General features: G+C 73.3%; 19 protein-coding genes. 5 read left to right on the top strand and 14 right to left on the bottom strand.

What is annotated here, in order from left to right:
• Positions 1-12: 12 nt before the first annotated feature.
• The 8 genes from FXF65_RS40300 to FXF65_RS40265 all read right to left on the bottom strand — a co-directional run bounded on the left by FXF65_RS40300 (position 13) and on the right by FXF65_RS40265 (position 6,453).
• Complete coding sequence (locus tag FXF65_RS40300) at positions 13-327, bottom strand: DUF7508 domain-containing protein (RefSeq protein ID WP_148355741.1); 315 nt, start codon at positions 325-327, stop codon at positions 13-15.
• 8 nt (positions 328-335) lie between these two features.
• Positions 336-2,045: an acyclic terpene utilization AtuA family protein gene (locus tag FXF65_RS40295; protein ID WP_246199424.1), complete on the bottom strand. Its 1,710-nt coding sequence runs from the start codon at positions 2,043-2,045 to the stop codon at positions 336-338.
• Positions 2,046-2,146: 101 nt separating this feature from the next.
• Positions 2,147-2,614, bottom strand: coding sequence for a MaoC/PaaZ C-terminal domain-containing protein (locus FXF65_RS40290; protein WP_222869003.1), 468 nt, complete (start codon positions 2,612-2,614; stop codon positions 2,147-2,149).
• The gene (locus tag FXF65_RS40285) at positions 2,611-3,114 is read right to left on the bottom strand and encodes an FAS1-like dehydratase domain-containing protein (RefSeq protein WP_148355739.1); all 504 of its coding nucleotides are present in this window, start codon (positions 3,112-3,114) and stop codon (positions 2,611-2,613) included. Before FXF65_RS40285 ends, FXF65_RS40290 begins: the two co-directional genes overlap by 4 nt.
• 9 nt (positions 3,115-3,123) lie before the next feature.
• Positions 3,124-4,320 carry a CaiB/BaiF CoA transferase family protein gene (locus FXF65_RS40280; RefSeq protein ID WP_222869002.1) on the bottom strand — a complete coding sequence of 399 codons (1,197 nt, stop codon included), beginning with the start codon at positions 4,318-4,320 and terminating at the stop codon, positions 3,124-3,126.
• A 143-nt stretch (positions 4,321-4,463) separates the two neighbouring features.
• Positions 4,464-4,997, bottom strand: a complete 534-nt coding sequence (locus FXF65_RS44270) for a nuclear transport factor 2 family protein (protein WP_187412783.1) — start codon at positions 4,995-4,997, stop codon at positions 4,464-4,466.
• Positions 4,998-4,999: 2 nt separating this feature from the next.
• Positions 5,000-5,629 (bottom strand): nitroreductase family protein, encoded by a 630-nt coding sequence (locus FXF65_RS40270; RefSeq protein WP_148355736.1) that lies wholly within the window; start codon positions 5,627-5,629, stop codon positions 5,000-5,002.
• Complete coding sequence (locus FXF65_RS40265; RefSeq protein ID WP_148355735.1) at positions 5,629-6,453, bottom strand: enoyl-CoA hydratase/isomerase family protein; 825 nt, start codon at positions 6,451-6,453, stop codon at positions 5,629-5,631. Before FXF65_RS40265 ends, FXF65_RS40270 begins: the two co-directional genes overlap by 1 nt.
• 153 nt (positions 6,454-6,606) lie before the next feature.
• Here FXF65_RS40265 and FXF65_RS40260 point away from each other — a divergent pair, with 153 nt between their 5' ends.
• From FXF65_RS40260 to FXF65_RS40245, 4 genes are all read left to right on the top strand, one after another.
• Positions 6,607-7,389: an enoyl-CoA hydratase/isomerase family protein gene (locus FXF65_RS40260; RefSeq protein ID WP_148355734.1), complete on the top strand. Its 783-nt coding sequence runs from the start codon at positions 6,607-6,609 to the stop codon at positions 7,387-7,389.
• Between the two features lie 17 nt (positions 7,390-7,406).
• The gene (locus tag FXF65_RS40255) at positions 7,407-8,210 is read left to right on the top strand and encodes an enoyl-CoA hydratase/isomerase family protein (protein WP_222869001.1); all 804 of its coding nucleotides are present in this window, start codon (positions 7,407-7,409) and stop codon (positions 8,208-8,210) included.
• A gap of 30 nt (positions 8,211-8,240) precedes the next feature.
• The gene (locus FXF65_RS40250; protein WP_148355733.1) at positions 8,241-9,380 is read left to right on the top strand and encodes an acyl-CoA dehydrogenase family protein; all 1,140 of its coding nucleotides are present in this window, start codon (positions 8,241-8,243) and stop codon (positions 9,378-9,380) included.
• A 70-nt stretch (positions 9,381-9,450) separates the two neighbouring features.
• A complete protein-coding gene (locus tag FXF65_RS40245; RefSeq protein WP_148355732.1) occupies positions 9,451-10,512 on the top strand; it encodes an acyl-CoA dehydrogenase family protein in 1,062 nt (353 codons plus the stop codon).
• A gap of 22 nt (positions 10,513-10,534) precedes the next feature.
• Here the strand turns inward: FXF65_RS40245 and FXF65_RS40240 are convergent, their stop codons facing one another.
• The 4 genes from FXF65_RS40240 to FXF65_RS40225 all read right to left on the bottom strand — a co-directional run bounded on the left by FXF65_RS40240 (position 10,535) and on the right by FXF65_RS40225 (position 15,436).
• The gene (locus FXF65_RS40240) at positions 10,535-11,620 is read right to left on the bottom strand and encodes an ABC transporter permease (RefSeq protein ID WP_148355731.1); all 1,086 of its coding nucleotides are present in this window, start codon (positions 11,618-11,620) and stop codon (positions 10,535-10,537) included.
• Positions 11,617-13,158, bottom strand: a complete 1,542-nt coding sequence (locus FXF65_RS40235) for a sugar ABC transporter ATP-binding protein (RefSeq protein ID WP_148355730.1) — start codon at positions 13,156-13,158, stop codon at positions 11,617-11,619. The genes FXF65_RS40240 and FXF65_RS40235 overlap by 4 nt, the downstream gene beginning before the upstream one ends.
• The gene (locus FXF65_RS40230) at positions 13,155-14,291 is read right to left on the bottom strand and encodes a sugar ABC transporter substrate-binding protein (protein WP_148355729.1); all 1,137 of its coding nucleotides are present in this window, start codon (positions 14,289-14,291) and stop codon (positions 13,155-13,157) included. Before FXF65_RS40230 ends, FXF65_RS40235 begins: the two co-directional genes overlap by 4 nt.
• A gap of 266 nt (positions 14,292-14,557) precedes the next feature.
• Positions 14,558-15,436, bottom strand: a complete 879-nt coding sequence (locus tag FXF65_RS40225; protein ID WP_148355728.1) for an acyl-CoA thioesterase — start codon at positions 15,434-15,436, stop codon at positions 14,558-14,560.
• Between the two features lie 151 nt (positions 15,437-15,587).
• On the opposite strand from FXF65_RS40225, the gene FXF65_RS40220 reads away from it, so the two are divergent.
• Positions 15,588-16,238: a TetR/AcrR family transcriptional regulator gene (locus FXF65_RS40220; protein WP_148355727.1), complete on the top strand. Its 651-nt coding sequence runs from the start codon at positions 15,588-15,590 to the stop codon at positions 16,236-16,238.
• 25 nt (positions 16,239-16,263) lie between these two features.
• Here the strand turns inward: FXF65_RS40220 and FXF65_RS40215 are convergent, their stop codons facing one another.
• Both FXF65_RS40215 and FXF65_RS40210 read right to left on the bottom strand, forming a co-directional pair.
• Positions 16,264-17,412 carry an acyl-CoA dehydrogenase family protein gene (locus tag FXF65_RS40215; RefSeq protein WP_148355726.1) on the bottom strand — a complete coding sequence of 383 codons (1,149 nt, stop codon included), beginning with the start codon at positions 17,410-17,412 and terminating at the stop codon, positions 16,264-16,266.
• 11 nt (positions 17,413-17,423) lie between these two features.
• Positions 17,424-18,437 (bottom strand): acyl-CoA dehydrogenase family protein, encoded by a 1,014-nt coding sequence (locus FXF65_RS40210; RefSeq protein WP_187412782.1) that lies wholly within the window; start codon positions 18,435-18,437, stop codon positions 17,424-17,426.
• Positions 18,438-18,480: the final 43 nt, after the last annotated feature.

Raw genomic sequence — 18,480 nt, 5'->3', positions numbered from 1 at the left:
GCTCCCTCGGTCTCAGTTCGGCCGGATGCGTCCGGTCGGCGCCTCGGCGCCCGCGAGGTTCCGGGGAACCGCACCGAATTCGTTGGTGAACACCTGCACGAGCTCCCGGTAACGCGAGAGGTAGGCGTTGGTCCGCTCGTACCGGAAGGACAGTCCCTTGTCTTCGCGGAGCCATTCTTCGAGCGCTCCGCGGAGGCCGAAGAGGCTGTTCCCGCCCGCGTAGTCGATGGCGATGACGCCGCCGCCGTCCGCGATCTCCAAGACGCCGACCGAGCCGGGCACGAGGGCCAGGTTCTCGGCCGTGAGCGGCGTCCAGGGCTTGGTCATGGACACGCTCATCCCGTCGCCACCGCCTCTTTCAGAAGTGCTCGCGGAATGTCCGCGAATCGTGAGCGCACGTATTCACCCAGTCCTTTCGCCTGCGGATCGGGACGGGCCGTCGCGGCGACGCCGTCGTCCAGCAGGCCGCGCACGACGAAGTTGACGGCCCGGAGGTTGGGCAGTTCGTACCGCTCGACGTCCAGCCCGGCGGCCTCGGCGAGCAGCTCGCGGAAAAGGTCGACGTCGAGGTGGTCGCGAAGCCATTCGAACGCCCCGTCGGTGCGGGCCCAGAGGCCGACGTTGGCGTCGCCGCCCTTGTCGCCGGACCGCGCCCCGATGATCAGCCCGAGCGGCGCGCGCACGGTGTCGCCGCCCGCCGCCCGCTTCGCGCGCGACGCCTCGGCGGGCGGCGCGCCGTAGCGCTCGGTCGGCGGGTGCGGCACCGGCAGGCGCCGCCCGTCCTGGAAGACGACCTCGGGACGGAGCACGCCGACCGGCACCAGCGCGGGCCAGTAGACGCCGTAGGCGCTCGCCGCCCGGTCGGCCCGTTCCAGGTACATGCCGGGATAGCTGGACAGGCCGAACTCCGCGACGGCGTTGAAGAAGCGGCGCCCGACCTTGCGCTCGTCGGCGTCCTTCACCGTGATCCGGAGCCTGGCCTCGGCCTGGGTGCTCTCCGGCGCGTCCGGGACGTCGGTGCGCAGCAGCCGCACGTCAGTCTCGGCGAACGCGTCCGCTCCGCCCAGGCCGTCGTCCAGGAGGGAGCCGACGGCGTGGTCGGCCTTGGCCTCGATGTCCAGCCCGGTGAGGATGAACGTGGCGCTGTTGCGGTAGCCGCCCTGGTAGTTGAGGCAGACCTTGGCGGTGTCGGGCGCGGGACGGCCGCGCACGCCGCTGATCCGCACGCGGTCGGGGCCGTCGCCGGACAGCGCGACGGTGTCGAACCGCGTGACGACGTCCGGGTTGAGGTAGTCGGGCGCGCCGATCTCGTAGAGGATCTGCGCGGTGACCGTCTCGACCGTGACCGCGCCGCCCGTCCCCGCGTGCTTGGTGATCACGGACGAGCCGTCCGCGGCGATCTCGGCGATCGGGTAGCCGGGCCGCCCGCCCTTCGGCAGCTCGGTGAAGAACGCGAAGTTGCCGCCGGTGGCCTGCGGGCCGCATTCGAGGACGTGCCCGGCGACGACGGCCCCGGCGAGCCGGTCCCAGTCGTCCGGCCGCCAGTCGAACGCCCAGGCGGCCGGGCCGACGACGAGCGAGGCGTCGGTCACCCGCGGGCACACCACGATGTCGGCGCCGGAGCGCAGCGCCTCGGCGATGCCCCAGCCGCCCAGGTAGGCGTTCGCGGTCACGGGCTCGACACCGGCCTCGGCCAGGCTCCTTCCCGAACCGAGGTGCGCCAGGGAATGGCCGTCGCGCTGAAGCTCGGGAATGCGGTCGAGAAGGTCGTCGCCTTCGATATGGGCGATGCCGGGCCGCAGCCCGAGCCGTTCCGCCAGGCGCCCGAGTTCTGCCGCGAGACCGCCCGGGTTGAGCCCGCCCGCGTTGGTGACGACCTTGATGCCGCGATCGAGGCAGGTGCCGAGCACCTGCTCCATCTGCGCGAGGAACGTCGTCGCGTAGCCGCCGGACGGGTCGCGCCGCCGCGCCTTCCAGAGGATCAGCATGGTCAGCTCGGCGAGGTAGTCGCCGGTCAGGACGTCGAGCGGGCCTCCCTCGACCATTTCCCGGGCCGCGGCGAAACGGTCTCCGTAGTATCCCGAGCAGTTTCCGATCCGGAGGACGTCGCGTGTCGCCGGCATTTTCCCCGTTTCCCGTTCCCCGCTCACAGCGGCAGCACGATCGTCGCGGTCGCGGTGGCGCATACCGCGCCGTCGGACTCGCGGGTCTCGGTGACGTCGAGATGGACCAGCCCGTGGCCCTCGTCCACCTGCTCGACGCCCGTGACCACGCCCGCGCAGACGAGGACGTCGCCGGGCACCGCGTAGCGGCGGACCGAGACCCCGAGCCTGGTCAGCCGCCCGGACGCGCCCATCCACTCCGTGCACAGCGTCACCAGGAAGGCGCCGTGCAGATGGGACTGGACGAGGACGTCCGGATAGCCCTCCTGCGCGGCGTAGTCGGGGTCGAAGTGGATGCGGTGGGTGTTCCACGTCACCGCGCTGTATCTGAAGAGTTGCAGCCTGGTCGGAACGTGGCGCATCTCCGGCAGCCGGTCGCCGGCGCGGACGTCGCCGAACCTCGGTTCGCGCCCGGTGGCAGTGCCGGTACTGGTGGTCGAACCGCTCATCATCGGACCAGCACCTTCCGTGTCGAGGTCACCAAGAGGACTCCGTCGCCGTCGACGAACTCGTGCCGGTAGCGGACGACGATGAACGGCCCCGTCCGTCCCTGCCGCAGTTCGGCGTCGAGCATCGTGGAGCGCTCCACCACGGTCGTCCCGGCGGTGATGGGCGCGTGGAACTCCATGTCCTCGCCGCCGCCCATCACCCGGACGCCGCTGGTCGGCAGGCCCTCCAGTTGCATCACCAGCGGGGTGCCGTCCTCGCGGAGGCCCTCGGCCGCCGGGCCCTCGTCCCAGCAGGTGATCGCGGTGACCAGGTTGGGCGGCGCGACGATCTCCGCGTACCCGCGGGCGCGGGCGAATTCCGTGTCGAGGTAAAGGGGGTTCGATTCTCCGATCGCGCGGGCGTAGCGCCGGATCGTCAATGCGGTGACCGGTCCGAGCGAATGGACGGTCTCCGAGCCGGCATTGGTCCGGATCGAGTCGAGCAGCGTCTCGTCAACGGGCATGAATTTCTCCTAGACGACGTTCTCGTCGCGCAGTTCCCGGATCGCGGCGGCGTCCAGGCCGAGCCGCTCCGCCAGGACGTCCTCGGTGTGCTCGCCGAGCGCGGCCGCTCCCTCGGCGGGCGGCGGCGCCGAGTCCGCGAGGCGCAGCGGGCTGCCGAAGGCGTACGACGGACGGCCGTCCGCGCCGCGCACCGGCCGGATCATGCGGTCGGCGCCGACGAGCGGACCGGACATGACGTCGGCCAGGCCGCGCACGGCCGCGCAGGGCACCCCGGCGCCCTGCAGCCGGTCGACCACGTCGTCGCGGGTGCGGCCCGCCGTCCACGCCGCGACGATCTCGTCGAGCTTGTCCATCTGCGCGACGCGGGCGGGCGGCGACGCGAACGCGGGATCGTCCGCGAGGTCCGCGCGCTCCATCAGGTGGCACAGCGTCCGCCAGTGCCCGTCTGTCATGCACAGGACGGCGACCCAGCCGTCCGCCGCCGGGTACACGTTGTAGGGGCACACGGCGAGGCCGCCGTGCCGGTTGCCGGTCCGCTCCGGGAGCGTCCCGCCGCTGTCGAGGTAACCGGCGATGCTGGAGGCGAGCGACGGGACGACGGCGTCCTGCATCGCGACCTCGACGTGCTGGCCCCGCCCGGTGACCGTGCGCTGGTAGAGCGCCGCGGCGACCGCGCCCATCAGGTGGGTGCCGCCGAAGAAGTCGGCGACCGCCGGGCCCGCCTTGGTCGGCGGCTGGTCGGGCTGCCCGGTCGTCGCCATCACGCCGGTCACGGCCTGGATGGTCAGATCCATGGCGCGCTGCCCGGCCTGCGGCGTGGTGGCGGCGTAGCCCCGTCCGGACGCGAGGATGATCCGCTCGTTGGCCTCCGCGAGGACCGCGTAGCCGAGGGCCAGCCGGTCCAGGGTGCCGGGGGCGAAGTTCTCCACGACCACGTCCGCCCGCGCGACCAGCCGCAGGAACAGGTCCCGTCCGCGCGGCTCCTTCAGGTTCAGCCGCAGGCTCTTCTTCCCGCCGTTGAGCAGGTCGAACGCGGTCGTCTGCTGCTCGCCCACGACGCGCCAGCGGACGGGCTCGCCGCCGAACGGCTCGATCTTGATGACCTCCGCGCCGAGCTGCGCCAGCAGCAGGGTGCAGTACGGGCCGTTGTACACCTGGCTGAGGTCGAGCACGACGACGCCATCGAGAGCCCTCCGTTCTGTCAAGGCGGATCCTTTCTCCGGATGGACCGCGGATCGTCGATGCGGCACGGTCCGGTTAAGCTGTACCGGCTCCCACCTGCGGGCTTGAGGAAAAAACATACTACTGCGTAGCTCATTTTGGAAGAGTGGAGCGGAGCCGGACCGCGCTACGGGCGGCTCGCGGCGAGTTCGCGGAAGGCCGCGGCGGCCGGGTCGCGGTCGTCGCGGCGGCCGTGGCCGAAGGTGTCCGCGCGCGGGGCGGGCGGCGCCTCGTCCGACCTGCGGCTCCAGTCCAGCACACAGATTCTGTGCAGGATCCGCCAGCCGCCGTCGCGCCTCTCCAGCCTGTCGACGTACCGGCCCGCGAACAGGCCGGCGGGCGCGACCGTCCCGGCGCCGTCGAGGTCCTCCATGTAGCAGAGGAAGTACGACTCGCAGACGGCGGCCGCGTCCCGCACCTCGATGAGCACGTTCCCGATGAGGTGGTGCCGGACGCCCGGCCCGGACGGCCCCCGGCGCATCCGCGCCGTGAACTCCTCGACCGTCCCGCTGGCGAAGCCGTGGTCGTCGTAGGCGCCCGGGTGGTAGCAGGACTCGACCATGTCGACGTCTCCGCGGTCGGCGCCGTGGGCGTACCGCAAGACGAGCCGGGTGATCTCCCGCTCGTCCAGCAGGAGCCGCAGGTCTTCCGCTGCCGTCACCGTCAGTCCGTCCACCGGTTCCAGCGGGTGATGGTCTCGACCGGCGGACGGTCGGCTGGCTTGAACTCGTCGCCGATCGTGTAGGCGACGGGAAGCAGCGCGATGGGCGTCATCGTGTCGGGCAGCCGCAGCGCCTCGGTGTAGAGGCGCTCGTCCTCCTCCACGAACGGCGTCGTCAGAACCGAGCCCATCCGGCGGGACCGCAGCGCGAGCTGGAGACTCCAGACCGCCGGGAAGATCGAGCCGTAGAACGCGCTGGGATGCGCCGCGCCCGGCGCGTCGGGACGTCCCTCCACGCACGGCACGATCAGCACCGGGACCTGCGCCAGCACCGTCGCGAGATACCGGGCGCCGTCGTAGACGCGCCTGGTCTGCGCGTCCTGGATGTGCGGGTACCGCCGGTCGATGATCGCGAGGGTGCGGCGCGCGTAGACGCCGGCGACGGCCGCGCGCACCTCCGGGTCGTCCACGACGAGCCAGCGCCACGCCTGCTTGTTGCCGCCCGTGGGCGCCTGCACCGCGAGGCGGAGGCAGTCGAGGATCACCTCGCGCTCGACCGGCCGCCCGAGGTCGAGCCGGCGGCGGACGGCGCGGGTCGTGGAGAGCAGCCGGTCCGTGACCGCGGTGTCCATCAGCTTCCAGACCTCTCTGACTTGGCGGCCTTGTCCTTGGCTCCGTCCTTGTCCTTGGCGAGGAACTGCGCGACGCGCGTCTTGATGTCCTCCGTGCCGAACGACTCGAACTCGGCGGCGAGGGCGAAGTTCAGGACGCTGTTCGCCGAGTCGAGCAGGTGCATGTTGAGGGCCCGCTTGGTGTCGCGCACCGACTGGGCCGGAAGCGCGGCGAACCGGTGCGCGAACTCCTTCGCGGTCCGGAGCACCTCGCCGGCGGGCACCACCCGGTTGCACAGCCCGGCCCGCATGGCCTCGGCGGCCGGGATCCGGTCGCCGAGCAGCAGGAACTCCTTGGCGGTGAGCATGCTGGTCAGCCACGGCCAGGTGACCGCGCCGCCGTCGCCCGCGACGAGCCCGATGGCGACGTGCGGGTCGCTCATGAAGGCGTCCTCCGACATGACCACGAAGTCGGACATGGTGGCGAGGCTGCATCCGAGCCCGACCGCCGGGCCGTTCACCGCCGCGACCACCGGCAGCTCGCACGCCAGCATCGCGCGGGCGAGCCGCTCGCCCTCCCGGATGTCGCGCCGCCGCGCCGCCTGGTCGTGGTGGTTGCGGACGAAGTTCGGCACGTGCCCGCCCGCGCTGAACACCCTGCCCGCGCCGGTGAGCACCACGGCGCGGGCGTCCTCGTCGTCGACCAGCAGGTCCCACACCCGCCGCATGCCCACGTGCAGGGCGTCGTCGAACGAGTTGAGCTCGTCCGGACGGTTCATCGTGACGATCCGCAGCGGCCCGTCCGCCTCGACCAGCAGGCCGGGCGCCAGCCCCGAGTAGTCCATCCGCGACCTCCTCCGTGCTCGACGTCCGCCGCACGGCGCGACGGGATCGTCCCAGAGAAAATAACCTACGTGGTAGTATGTATTCAATGCGGGCCCCCGCCGAACCCGCCCGCCCGGCCGCCGCCGCGGTCCAGCGCTTGAGGAGATCCACTGATGGCAGACCTGGAGTACACGGTGCGGGACGGGATCGGCACGATCCTGCTGAACCGCCCGCACCTGAAGAACGCGTTCACGCTCGGGATGATCGACCGGTGGGCCGAGGCGCTCACCTCCGCGCGGACGGACCCGGACGTGCGGGTCGTCGTCGTCACCGGCGCCGGGGACGCGTTCTGCTCCGGCATCGACCTCGACACGTTCGACGCGGAGGCGACCGGGCCGCTCGCCGTCAAGTCGCTGCTCACCGACCGCATCCACCGGGTCGCGCACGCGGTCGAGGAGCTGGACAAGCCGCTGATCGCGGCCGTGAACGGGATCGCCGTCGGCGCGGGGATGGACATGGCGCTGATGTGCGACGTCCGGCTGCTCGCGCGGTCTGCGCGGCTGTCGGAGGGCTACATCAGGATCGGGCTCGTGCCCGGTGACGGCGGCTGCTACTACCTGCCGCGGCTGGTCGGGATGGCGAAGGCGCTCGAACTCCTCTGGACCGGCGACTTCGTGGACGCCGACGAGGCCCGCCGCATCGGCATCGCCGACCACGTCCACCCCGACGAGGAGTTCCCGGACGCGTGGCGCCGGTACGCCCGCAGGCTCGCGGAGCAGCCGCCGGTCAACGTGCGGATGATCAAAAGGGCGGCGCACCAGTCGGCGCGCGCCGACGTCCGGACCGCGCTCGACCTGATCTCCTCGCACATGGCCGTCGTGCACGGCACCCGGGACTCCGCCGAGGCGATGGCCGCGTTCCGCGACCGCCGCGCACCCGTGTTCGAGGGACGCTGACCAAAGGAGAGCACGACATGACCACGGAGATGACCGCATCCGAATCGGTGCTCGTCACCCGGGACGGCGCAACGGCCACGCTCACGCTGAACCGGCCGTCCCGCAAGAACGCCCTCGACGAGCGGGGCTGGCGGCTGCTCCGCGCCGCGCTGGACGACCTCGCCGCCGACGACACGGTCCGGGCCGTCGTCGTGACCGGGGCGGGCGGCGACTTCTGCGCGGGCGCCGACCTCGGCGGCGCGTCCCGCACGGAGCATCCGGTCGCGCGGATGCGCCGGGTCGGCGCCATCGCCGCCGTCCTCGCCGAACTGCCGAAGCCGGTGATCGCCAAGGTCGAGGGCATCGCCGCCGGAGCGGGCTGGAACCTCGCGCTGGCCTGCGATCTCGTCGTCGCGGCGGAGTCCGCCCGGTTCTCCCAGATCTTCGCCCGGCGCGGGCTGTCGCTCGACTTCGGCGGGTCCTGGTTCCTGCCGCGGCTCGTCGGCCTCCAGCAGGCCAAGCGACTGGCGCTGCTCGCCGAGACGATCGGCGCCGCGGAGGCCCGCGACCTAGGGCTCGTGACCTGGATCAAACCGGCGGACGAGCTGGCGGGTTTCACCGCCGAGCTGGCCCGGCGCCTCGCGGCGCTCCCGCCGGTCGCGCTCGCCCAGACGAAGGCCCTGCTCCACCAGGGCGCGGGCGGGACGCTGCGCGAGGCCATCGGCAACGAGGCGAACGCGCAGGCGGTGAACCTCGCCACCGAGGACGCGCCCGCCGCGTTCCGCGCCTTCCTCGGCAAGACGGCTCCCCCGGCCTACACCGGCCGCTGGGCGCTCCGCTGATCACCGGCCGAGGAGAGAGGACGGCAGCACATGGACTTCTGGAACCTCGAACCCGTCGCGCTTCCGGCCGAGCTCGACGTCCTGCGCGCGGACGTGCGCGCGTTCCTGCGCGACGAACTGTCCGCGGGACGGATCGAGTCGCGCTGCGACCAGTGGCTCGGCGGCTGGGACGGCGGGTTCAGCGGGCGGCTGGGCGAGCGCGGCTGGCTCGGCATGGCCTTCCCCGAGCGGTACGGCGGAACGGCCGCGGGGGCGCTGGCCCGGTTCGTCGTCACCGAGGAGCTGCTCGCGGCGGGGGCGCCGGTCGCGGCGCACTGGATCGCCGACCGGCAGTCCGGGCCGAGCCTGCTCAGGTTCGGGACGGAGGAGCAGAAACACGCGTTCCTCCCGCGGATCGCCCGGGGCGAGTGCTTCTTCGCGGCGGGGATGAGCGAGCCCGACACCGGCTCCGACCTCGCGTCCGTGCGCGCCCGCGGCACGCGGGTCGACGGCGGCTGGCGGCTCGCCGGGACGAAGGTCTGGACGAGCGGCGCGCACCGCGCGCACGCCATGATCGTCCTTGTCCGGACCGAGCCGCGGACCGCCGACCGGCACGCCGGGCTGTCCCAGTTCATCGTCGAGCTTCCTCATCCGGACGTGCACGTCAGGCCGATCCGGCTGCTCACCGGCGAGCACCATTTCAACGAGGTGGTGCTGGACGAGGTGTTCGTCCCGGACGCCCGGGTGCTCGGCGAGCCCGGATCGGGCTGGCATCAGGTGACCGGCGAGCTGGCGATGGAACGCAGCGGCCCGGAGCGGTTCCTGTCGACGTTCCCGCTGCTGTCCCTCGCCGTGGAACGACTCCGGGACCACGAGGCATCGCGGGTGGGCGCGGTGGTCGCGCGGATGTGGGCGCTCCGGCAGGCGTCCCTCGCCGTCGCCGGACGGCTGGAGGCGGGCGCCGCGCCCGCCGTGCAGGCCGCGGCGATCAAGGATCTCGGCACCCGTTTCGAGAGCGTGGTCACCGACACCGTCCGGTTGCTGACCCGGGCCGTCCCCGACCCCGGATCCGACCGGCCACTGCCCCGGCTGCTGGCCGAGGCGATCCTGCACAGCCCCGGATTCACCCTCCGCGGCGGCACCAACGAGATCTTGCGCGGGGTCGTCGCGAAGGAATTGGGAACCCGATGACCGGAGCGGAGCGAGGATCACCGGGGCCCCTCCGGTGGTCTGGGGGTCGTCCCCAGAAAGGCAGGGCTCGATGAACGAGATGACGGCGACGCTTGTGGCCACGGTGCGGGAGGCGTGCTCGGAGCTGAGCGATGCCGGTGCCGTGGCGGCCTGCGCGGACGGCGGCTGGAACGCCGGGCTGTGGACGGCGCTGGAGCAGATCGGCGTCACCGCCGTGGGGGTGCCGGAGGAGTACGGCGGCTCCGGCGGCGACGTCGCCCACGCCGTGGCCGTGCTGGAAGTGCTGGGCGAGTTCGCGGCGAGCGTCCCGCTCGCGGAGGCGGCGCTGCTCGCGGGGTGGCTCATCGCCGGCTGCGGTGGCGCGGTGCCGTCCGGTCCGATGACGGCGGCGGTCGCGGGGCCGGGGTTGCGGACGCGTCCGGTGGGCGGCGGGCTCTCCGTACAGGGGAGGATCGCCCGCGTGCCCTGGGCGCGGCACGCGCACCAGATCGCCCTCCTCGACGGCGCCCGCGTGATCGTGCTGGAGCGCGCCGACGTCCGCCCGGCACACGGGACGAACCTGGCGGGCGAGCCGCGCGACGACCTGGACGTCGACGCCGTCGTCCCCGCCTCCCGGGTCCACGCCGCGAGCGCGGTCACGGCGGACGCGTTCCACGCGCGGGCGGCGCTCGGCCGCGCCGCGCTGATGACCGGCGCCGCTCGCCGGGCGCTGGCGCTGGCCGTCGCCTACGCGGGCGAGCGCGAGCAGTTCGGCAGGCCGATCGCGCGGTTCCAGGCCGTCCAGCAGCATCTGGCCGCGATGGCCGGTGAGGTGCTGCTCGCGAAGACGGCCGTCGAGGCCGCGGCGCTCGCCTACGACACCGGCGGCGACACGGAGCTCGCGGTCGCGGCGGCCAAGGTCGTCGCCGGGGAGGCGGTCGGCGTGGTCGCCTCGCTGGCGCACCAGGTCCACGGCGCGATCGGGTTCACCGAGGAGCACGCGTTGCGGCACAGCACCACCCGGATGTGGGCCTGGCGGGACGAGTCCGGCAACGAGGACGCGTGGTCCGCAGCGCTCGGACGGCGGGTCGCGGCGGCGGGCGCGGGCGGGCTGTGGCCGCTGCTCACCGGCCCGGCCCGGTCCGGCGGGTGACCGGTCCGGGCCGGGCGGCCGGTCAGCGCGCCGTCGCGGCCTCGGCCCGGACCGCCCGCCGCCGCGGCCTGAGCTTCGGCCGGATCCTGCCGCTGAGCAGCGCGGCGCTCACCGCGGCGAGCAGCGCGACGCCGTTGAACAGGTCCGTCACCCAGAGCTGGTTGCCGTTGAGCTGGAGGCCCTTGACGCCGACGGCGAGCAGCAGCAGCGCGATGACGGTGCCGCCGACGTTGAACCGCCCCGGCTTGAGCTGGGTGGTGCCGAGGAAGCACGCGGCGAAGCTCGGCAGCAGGTAGGCGGGGCCGAGCGTGGGCGCCACGTTGCCGATCTTCGCGGTGACGAGCACCCCGGCGGCCGCGGCGAACAGCGACGTCACCACGAACGAGCCCGCGACGTACCGGACGGTCCGGACGCCCGCCAGCCGGGACGCGTCCGGGTTCGCCCCGACCGCGAACGCGCGGCGTCCGACGGGCGTGTGCTCCAGGACGTACCACGCGACGACGCTCAGCACGACCGCGTACAGCGCGACGCTCGGCACCCCGAGGACCTCGTGGTTCGCGACCTCCTGGAACCCGGCGGGCACCGGGCCGACGAACTGGTAGTCCGACACCTGCCCGGTGACCGCGAGCAGCACCGAGCTCATGCCGAGCGTGGCGATCAGGCTGTCGATGCCGATCACCGCCACGAAGACCGCGTTGACCAGGCCGACGAGGAGTCCGATCAGCAGCGTCACCAGCACGGCGACGGCGGGGCTCACGTGGTGGTGCACCATCAGGACGCTGCAGACCATGGCGCTCATGCCGAGGTTCTGCGCCGCCGACAGGTCGAACTGGCCGACGGCCAGGGTCACCAGCAGGCCCAGCGCGAGGATCATCGTGACCGACTGGTCGCCCGCGATGCCGGTGAACGTCGCCCGCGTCGGGAACGTCTCCGGCAACTGGAGGGTGAAGAAGACGACCAGCGCCGCGCACAGCAGCAGCCCGCTGTACCTGGCCGCCTGGATCCGCGCCGCGACCTGCCGCAGGAGGCGGATGCCGCGCGGCGCCCCGGCGCCGCCCTCCGGCGCGGGTCCGGGCTCGGTGGCGACGGACTGGGATGGAAGGGTCATGAGTGCTCCTCGGTATCGTCGGCGGAGTCGCGGATCGTCTCGCTCACGATTCGCGCGACCGACAGCTCGCCCTTCGACAGCTCGGCGCGGACCGCGCCGTGCCGCATGACGAGCACCCGGTCGCACACGGCGCACAGCTCCTCGGCGTCGGAGGACGACAGCACCACCGCGCGCCCCCGCGCGGCGACGCCGGCCAGCACGTCGTAGATGGACGCCTTCGCGCCCGCGTCGACGCCGCTGGTGGGCTCGTCCAGGAGCAGCACCCGGGCGTCGAGACGCAGCCAGCGCGCCAGCACCAGCTTCTGCTGGTTGCCGCCGCTCAGCAGGGCCAGCGGACGGTCGGGATCGGCGGGCACCACGTCCAGCCGCTCGATCCACGGGCGGACCTCGCGCCGTTCCAGCCGCCCGCCGAGCCAGCGCGCGGGCCCGGCGGTCGGCAGCCGCGGCAGGGTGACGTTCTCCCGCGCGGTCCACGCGGGAATGGTGGAGAGCCGCTTCCGGTCGGCCGACGCGTAGGCCAGCCCGGCGGCGATCGCCCGGTCGGGACGGCCCGCCGGGACGGCCCGCCCGCCGATCCGCACCTCGCCGCCCTCGCGGCGGCGGGCGCCGAACGCCAGCCCGAGCGCCTGGTCGTACCCGGAGCCGATCAGCCCGGTGACGCCGACGATCTCACCGGCCCTGACGTCCAGCGAGAAGTCGGCCACCTGCTCGCCGGCCACGCCGGACGCGCTGAGCAGCACCTCCGAGTCCGGCGGCGGGAGCGGCGGCGCGAACTCCGCCGGGGCCCGGCCGATGATCAGCCGGACGAGCTCGTCCGCGCCGTCGACGGAGCCGACCGGCCGGGTGGTGACGCGGCGCCCGTCCCGCAGGACGGTGACCCGGTCGCCGACCTGGAACACCTCGCGCAGGCGGTGCGTCACGTAGAGGATCGCGGCACCGCGCTCGCGGAGCTTGCGCAGCAGGTCGAACAGCTGCTCCACCTGGTGCTGCGGAAGGGACGCGGTCGGCTCGTCCAGGACGAGCAGGGCGGGCGCCCCGCCGGTCGCCGCGACCGCCCGCACGATCGCGACCATCGTCCGCTGTCCGGGCGTGGCCGCGGCCAGCGGACGGCCCGGTTCGAGGTCCACCTCGAACTCCGCCAGCAGCCGGGCCGCCGCGCTGCGCTCGCGGCGGCCCGACAGCCACCACCGCCCGGCGTACCGGTTGCCGAGCGCCAGGTTGTCCACGGCGTCCAGCTCGGCGACGAGCCCGAGGTCCTGGTGGATGAAGGCCACCGACCGCTCCCGCGCGGCGGACCTGCCGAGCGCCAGCGGAGCGCCGTTCAGGACGGCCGTCGCGCCGGGGTCCGGCGCGTGGTAGCCCGCGAGGATCTTGATCAGCGTCGACTTGCCCGAGCCGTTCTGGCCGAGCAGGCAGTGCACCTCGCCCGCCCGCATCTCCAGGTCGACGCCGTCCAGCGCCTTCTGGGCCGGGAACGTCTTGGAGAGCGAGCCGAGGCTCAGCACGACGCGCGCCGCATCGGCCCCGACCGCGCTCATCCCACCCGCCAGGCCGTGAGGTACGTCCGCGCGTAGTCCGGCGGCTCGGGCTTGTCGCTGGTCTGGGTCACGTTGCCCTTGACGTAGATCTGCTGCCACCCGGCGGCGTCGGCCCGGTCGCCGAGCGGCACGCCCGTCATCAGCCGGATGAGCTGGTCGATCGCGCGGTAGCCGGCGGCGCCGAGCTCCAGCCCGATCGAGGCCCACTGCGTCCCGGCCCGGATCGCCTTGAGGGACGCCGCGTCGGCCGCCCGGCTGAGGACCTTGACCTTCCCGGCCAGCCCGGCGGCGCGCAGCGCGGCGTCGAGCCCGGCGTTGTAGTCGACGACCGCGAGCGCGACGTACCTGGTGTCGGGATGGGCCTGGAGGTAGCTGACGATCTGGCTCGGGACGGTCTTGCCGATGTTGGCGTTCGAGACCTCCAGGACGCCCGCCGGACGCCCGGCGCCCTTCAGCACCTTCTGGTAGGCGTCCTTGATCGGACCCCAGGAGCCGGTGAAGGACGGGTCCCAGACGAACACCGACTTCGCGGGGCCGTCGGCGTCGGCCACCACCGCCTGGCCCATCAGCGTCCCGGTCAGCGCTGCGTCGTTCTGCCCGAACACGACGGCCTGGACCGGCCCGTCCGGCGTCAGGGCAGCGGTCAGCGGCGAGATCTCGGTGATCTTCGTACCGGCGGCCTGGAGCTTCGCGAGCTGCGGGCGGATCGAGGAGTCCGGCACGGCCGGGATGTAGGCGACGGCGTCGGGCGGGTTCGCGGCGACCTGGTCCATCACCGAGACGAAGCCCTGCGGCGTGCTGTTGGACTGGAGGGTCGTGACCGTCCAGCCCAGCTTGCGGGCCGCCTCCTCGGCGCCGTCGGACAGGGTGACGCACACCGGGATCGAGCACGTGACGACCGCGAGCCGCTTGCCGCGCGGCGCGGGCGCGGGCAGCGCCGGGACCGGGGCCGCGGGCTGCGGGCGGGTGTACTTCGCGTACGCCGCCTCGGCGTCGGCGATCACGGCCTTCGCGGCGGCGGAGGTGCCGCCGCCGTCCGCCTCGGCGCTCTTGTCGCCGCCGCAGGCGGCCAGCGTCAGGCAGAGCGCGCCGGCGGCGAGCGCCGCGACTGGGGTACTGAGCCTTGTCTGCATGTCTTCTCTCTTCGGCTCGTCGAGCGGTGTCCGCCCGGAACGTGCGATGGAGGTGGGGTGGGGACGCTCCGCTCGGGCGGCTGGTCCGGACGGGGATGCGGGCCCTGGCCTCGGCGCGACTCTGCACTTCGGCGGAGTGGTGTGCGTCACCCCGGCAAAAAACATGCTACTCAGTAGGTTGTTTGCGCGTCAACGGCCGATCCCGGCCGGATGCCTCGAAGCGCCGCAGGTCGGGGCGGGTCCGGCCCCTCTTCGGCCGGCCTAGCTCAGCCGGGCTCGGCGACGCGGAGGACGGCCTCCTGGGTCGTGCTGCCGCACAGCCGTCCGGTCCGGTCGAACAGCCGGCCGCGGGTCAGGCAGCGCCCGGCTCCCGCCCAGTCGCTCTCGATCTCGTACAGCAGCCAGTCGTCGGCGCGGGCCGGCGCGTGCAGGACGACCGAGTGGCCGATCGTGGCGAACCACACGGTCCCGTCGGTGATGCGGTGCGGGTGCGGCTGGACGCTCGCCGCGAGCATGAGCAGGTCGGAGAGGTAGACGACGCCCGCGGCCTGGGTCTCGGGCGCGTCCGGGAGCCGATGCCCGGCCCGCATCCAGAACCGCAGCGCGGCGATGTGCCCGCTCCGGCTCGGCACGTCCAGCGACCCGTCCGGGAAGCGGATCTCGACCGGGAGCCAGGCGGTCACTTCGGAGAGGAAGGCGAGCGTCCGCGGATCGTCCGCGAAGGCCCGCTCCACCGGAGGCGACTCCTCCGGCGGCGGCACCGGGGCGGGACGCACCTGATGGCTCAGCCCGCGCTCCGGACGCTGGAACGAGGCCGTCGCCAGCAGGATCGCACCGCCCGGCTGGCGCGCCTCGACCGTCCTGGTGCTGAAGGCGCCGCCGTCGCGCGCGGTCCCGACCGTGTAGACGACGGGGACGGTGGAGTCGCCGGGGAGGAGGAAGTACGCGCCGAGCGAGTTGGGCGGACGGCCCGGCGGCACCGTCCGGGCGGCGGCCGCCACGGCCTGCGCCGCGACCTCGCCGCCGTACAGCCTGACCCGCTCACCCTCGTGAGCCCTGCCGCGGAAGGTCAGCGGTCCGAGCCGGTCGAGTTCGAGCAGCGCGCCGACCCCGCCCGGACGGTCGATCCGACTGGCCGCGGTCACGGGCTGCTCACTTTGGACACACTCGACATACTACCACGTAGGTTTTTTCTGTCCGGTGGCGGAGCCGGGCGGCTCCGCCACCGCGGGTGGAAGATGGAGGCCCCGCCTCGGATCCGGGCGGGCGATACATCCGGCCGAGTAGTATGTCGACATGCGACAAGCCTTCGCCAACGGACGTACGGAGAAGCTGACCTCGAAGCGCCAGGCGAGCGCGCGGGAGATCCTCGACGCGGCGGCGACGGCGTTCTCCGAGCGAGGGTACGCGGCCACCTCCATCGACGACGTCGCCGACGTGCTCGGCTGCACCAAGGGCCGGATCTACCACTACTTCCGGACCAAGGGCGACCTGTTCATCGGGATCCACCAGCAGGCCCTGGAGTGGGCGCTGGAGGCCGTCGGGCCGACCGCGGAGCGGGACGACCTCGGCCCGGAGGAGAAGCTGCGCGAGATGGTGCACCACCACGCGATGCACCTCATGAACAGGGCCGACTACATGGGCCCCGCGCAGTACCAGATCGAGATGAACCTCGCGGGCGAGGGCCGCAACAAGGAAGAGCAGATGGCCCGCATCATGAAGATGCGCCGCCAGTTCGAGGCGTACTTCACGGCCGTCGTCAAGGAGGGGATCGAGGCCGGCGTCTTCCGCGACACCGACGTGAACACCCTCGTCAAGGCCGTGCTCGGCACCGTGAACTGGATGCACGCCTGGTTCCGTCCGGGCGGTCCGCGCGACTCGGCGGCCGAGCGCGAGCGGACCGCGGCGAGGCTCGCCGAGTACGCCGTCCGCGGCGTCCTCGCCTGAACCCGGCCCCGCCGCGCAGCCCGGACTACCCGGCGCTTCGCGGCAGCCCCAGCAGCCGCTCGGCGAGGATGTTGCGCTGGATCTGCGCCGACCCACCGTAGATGCTCCCGGCCCGGCCGTACAGGTACCGGTCGAACCACTCGGCCCGGCCGGACGCGGCGTTTCCCGGCGCATCCGTGTCGGTCAGCAGGCTCAGGCTGAGGGCCGTCAGCCTCTGCTCCACCGCGGTCATGAGCAGCTTGTCGATCGAGCTCTCCGGACCGGGAGGCGCGCCCGAGACGCGATCGCTCAGCGTGCGCAGGCAGTGCATCCGCAGCACTTCCAGCGCGGCCGCCGCCTCACCGAGCGCGCGGAGCGTCGCCCGGTCCGGCGCCGCCGGCTGCGCCTTGACGAACGCGGCGATCTCGGAAAGGTAGCGTTCGAACTTCGGCAGGTACCCGGTCTCGACGGCGCCCCTTTCGTAGTTGACCACGTCCATGGCGATCCGCCAGCCGTCGTTCGGCCGGCCGAGGATGTTCGCCGCCGGGATCCGCACGTCGTCCAAGAAGATCTCGGCGAACTCCTCGTCCCCGTTGGCGAGCACGATCGGCCGGACGGTCACCCCCGGCGCGTCCAGCGGGACGATGAACGCCGAGATCCCGCGGTGCCGGACGGCATCCGGGTCCGTGCGGGCGAGCAGCAGGCAGAAGTCGGCGAACGCGCCGTAGCTCGTCCAGGTCTTGTGGCCGTCGAGCACCCATACGCCGTCCGCGCGGACGGCGCGCGTGCGCAGCGCGGCGAGGTCGGAGCCGGCCTGCGGCTCCGAGAACCCCTGGCACCAGATCTCCTCGGACGCGAGCAGCGGCGGCAGGTAGCGGCGCCGCTGCTCGTCGGTGCCGTGGCTGAGCAGCGGCCGTCCGAGGTGGCCGAGCGGAAGCAGGGTCGGAGCGCCGGCCCGGCCGAGCTCCTCGCTGAGGATCGCCTCCTCCATCGGCCCGAGGCCCTGGCCGCCGACCTGCTCCGGATACGACAGCGCGACCCAGCCGCCGCGGTACAGGTGCTGCTGGAACGCGCGCATGTACGGCCAGCGCTCGGCGAGCACCGCCGGCTCCGGATCGGCCGGCACGTTCTCCTTGAGCCAGGCGCACAGCCGTCCTCGGAAACCGGCTTCTTCCGGGGAATCACGAAGGTCCACGTGTGTCCGCCTCAAACCTTTTCGAGGACGCGCCCGGCGAGAAGCATCAGCGGCGCGTCCGAGTTGCCGAACGCCGCGTGGTGCAGGTGCGCACCGCGCAGGCGGAGGTGGGCGTCGTGCTCCTGCGTCACGCCGATCCCACCGAGAACCTGGATTCCGGTCTCGCAGACCCTGACCGCCGCCGCCCCGGCGTGGGCCTTCGCGCCCGCCGCCACCCGTTCCGCCTCGTCGATCGGGGCGTGCTCCGCCGCCCAGGAGGCGCCGTAGGTGATGGAGCGGGACGTCTCGACGTCGACGAGCATGTCCGCGCAGAGGTGCTGCACGGCCTGGAACGAGCCGATCGGACGGTCATACTGCTCGCGCTGCCGCGCGTAGTCGACGGCCTGGCGCAGTGCCCCGTCGGCGAGCCCGGTCAGCAGCGCCGCAGCCCCGGTCCACGCGACCGCCCGCGCCCTGCGCGCCCCCTCGCCGAAGGCCGCGCCGGACGGGACGGCCCGGACCCGGCACAGCCGGTGCAGCGGATCGACGTCGATGATCGGGTCGGCGTCGGCGAGTTCGTGCACCGTGGCGCGCCCGTCCGGGGAGAGCGCGACGCCCCGGGCACCGTCGACCCAGTCGAACGCGACCGTCGCCGTGTCGACCGGATGGCCGAGCCGTTCGTCGAGCAGGACCGAGTATGCGTCGCCGCCGCAGAGCCGGGCGAGCGGCTCCTCCGGGCCGTCGGCGTAGCGGAGCAGGGCCGCCGCCGCGATGGCGGTTCCGACGTAGGGCACCGGCGCGATGTGGCGGCCGAGCGCCTCGGCCACGACGCAGGCGTCGGTCAGCGACCCGCCCGCGCCGCCCTGGTGCTCGGGGACCAGCAGCCCGACGAGGTCGAGCTCGACCAGCTTCGACCACAGCCGGGCGCGCAGCGCGCCGCCGTCCGCCCGCGCGTCGGCCGCCGGCGACTCCGCGAGGAGTTCCGCGCAGACCTCGTCGGTCGTCCGCTGGAGGATGCGCTGGTCCTCAGAAAGAGCGAAATGCATTCCGGCCTCCCTGGACCGCTTCATGGATATGACGTGACCGGGG

Source organism: Actinomadura syzygii (assembly GCF_008085905.1).
Taxonomy (GTDB): Bacteria; Actinomycetota; Actinomycetes; order Streptosporangiales; family Streptosporangiaceae; genus Spirillospora; species Spirillospora syzygii.
The sequence above is the reverse complement of the archived record's forward strand: the minus strand, read 5'-3'. Positions and strand labels throughout refer to the sequence as shown.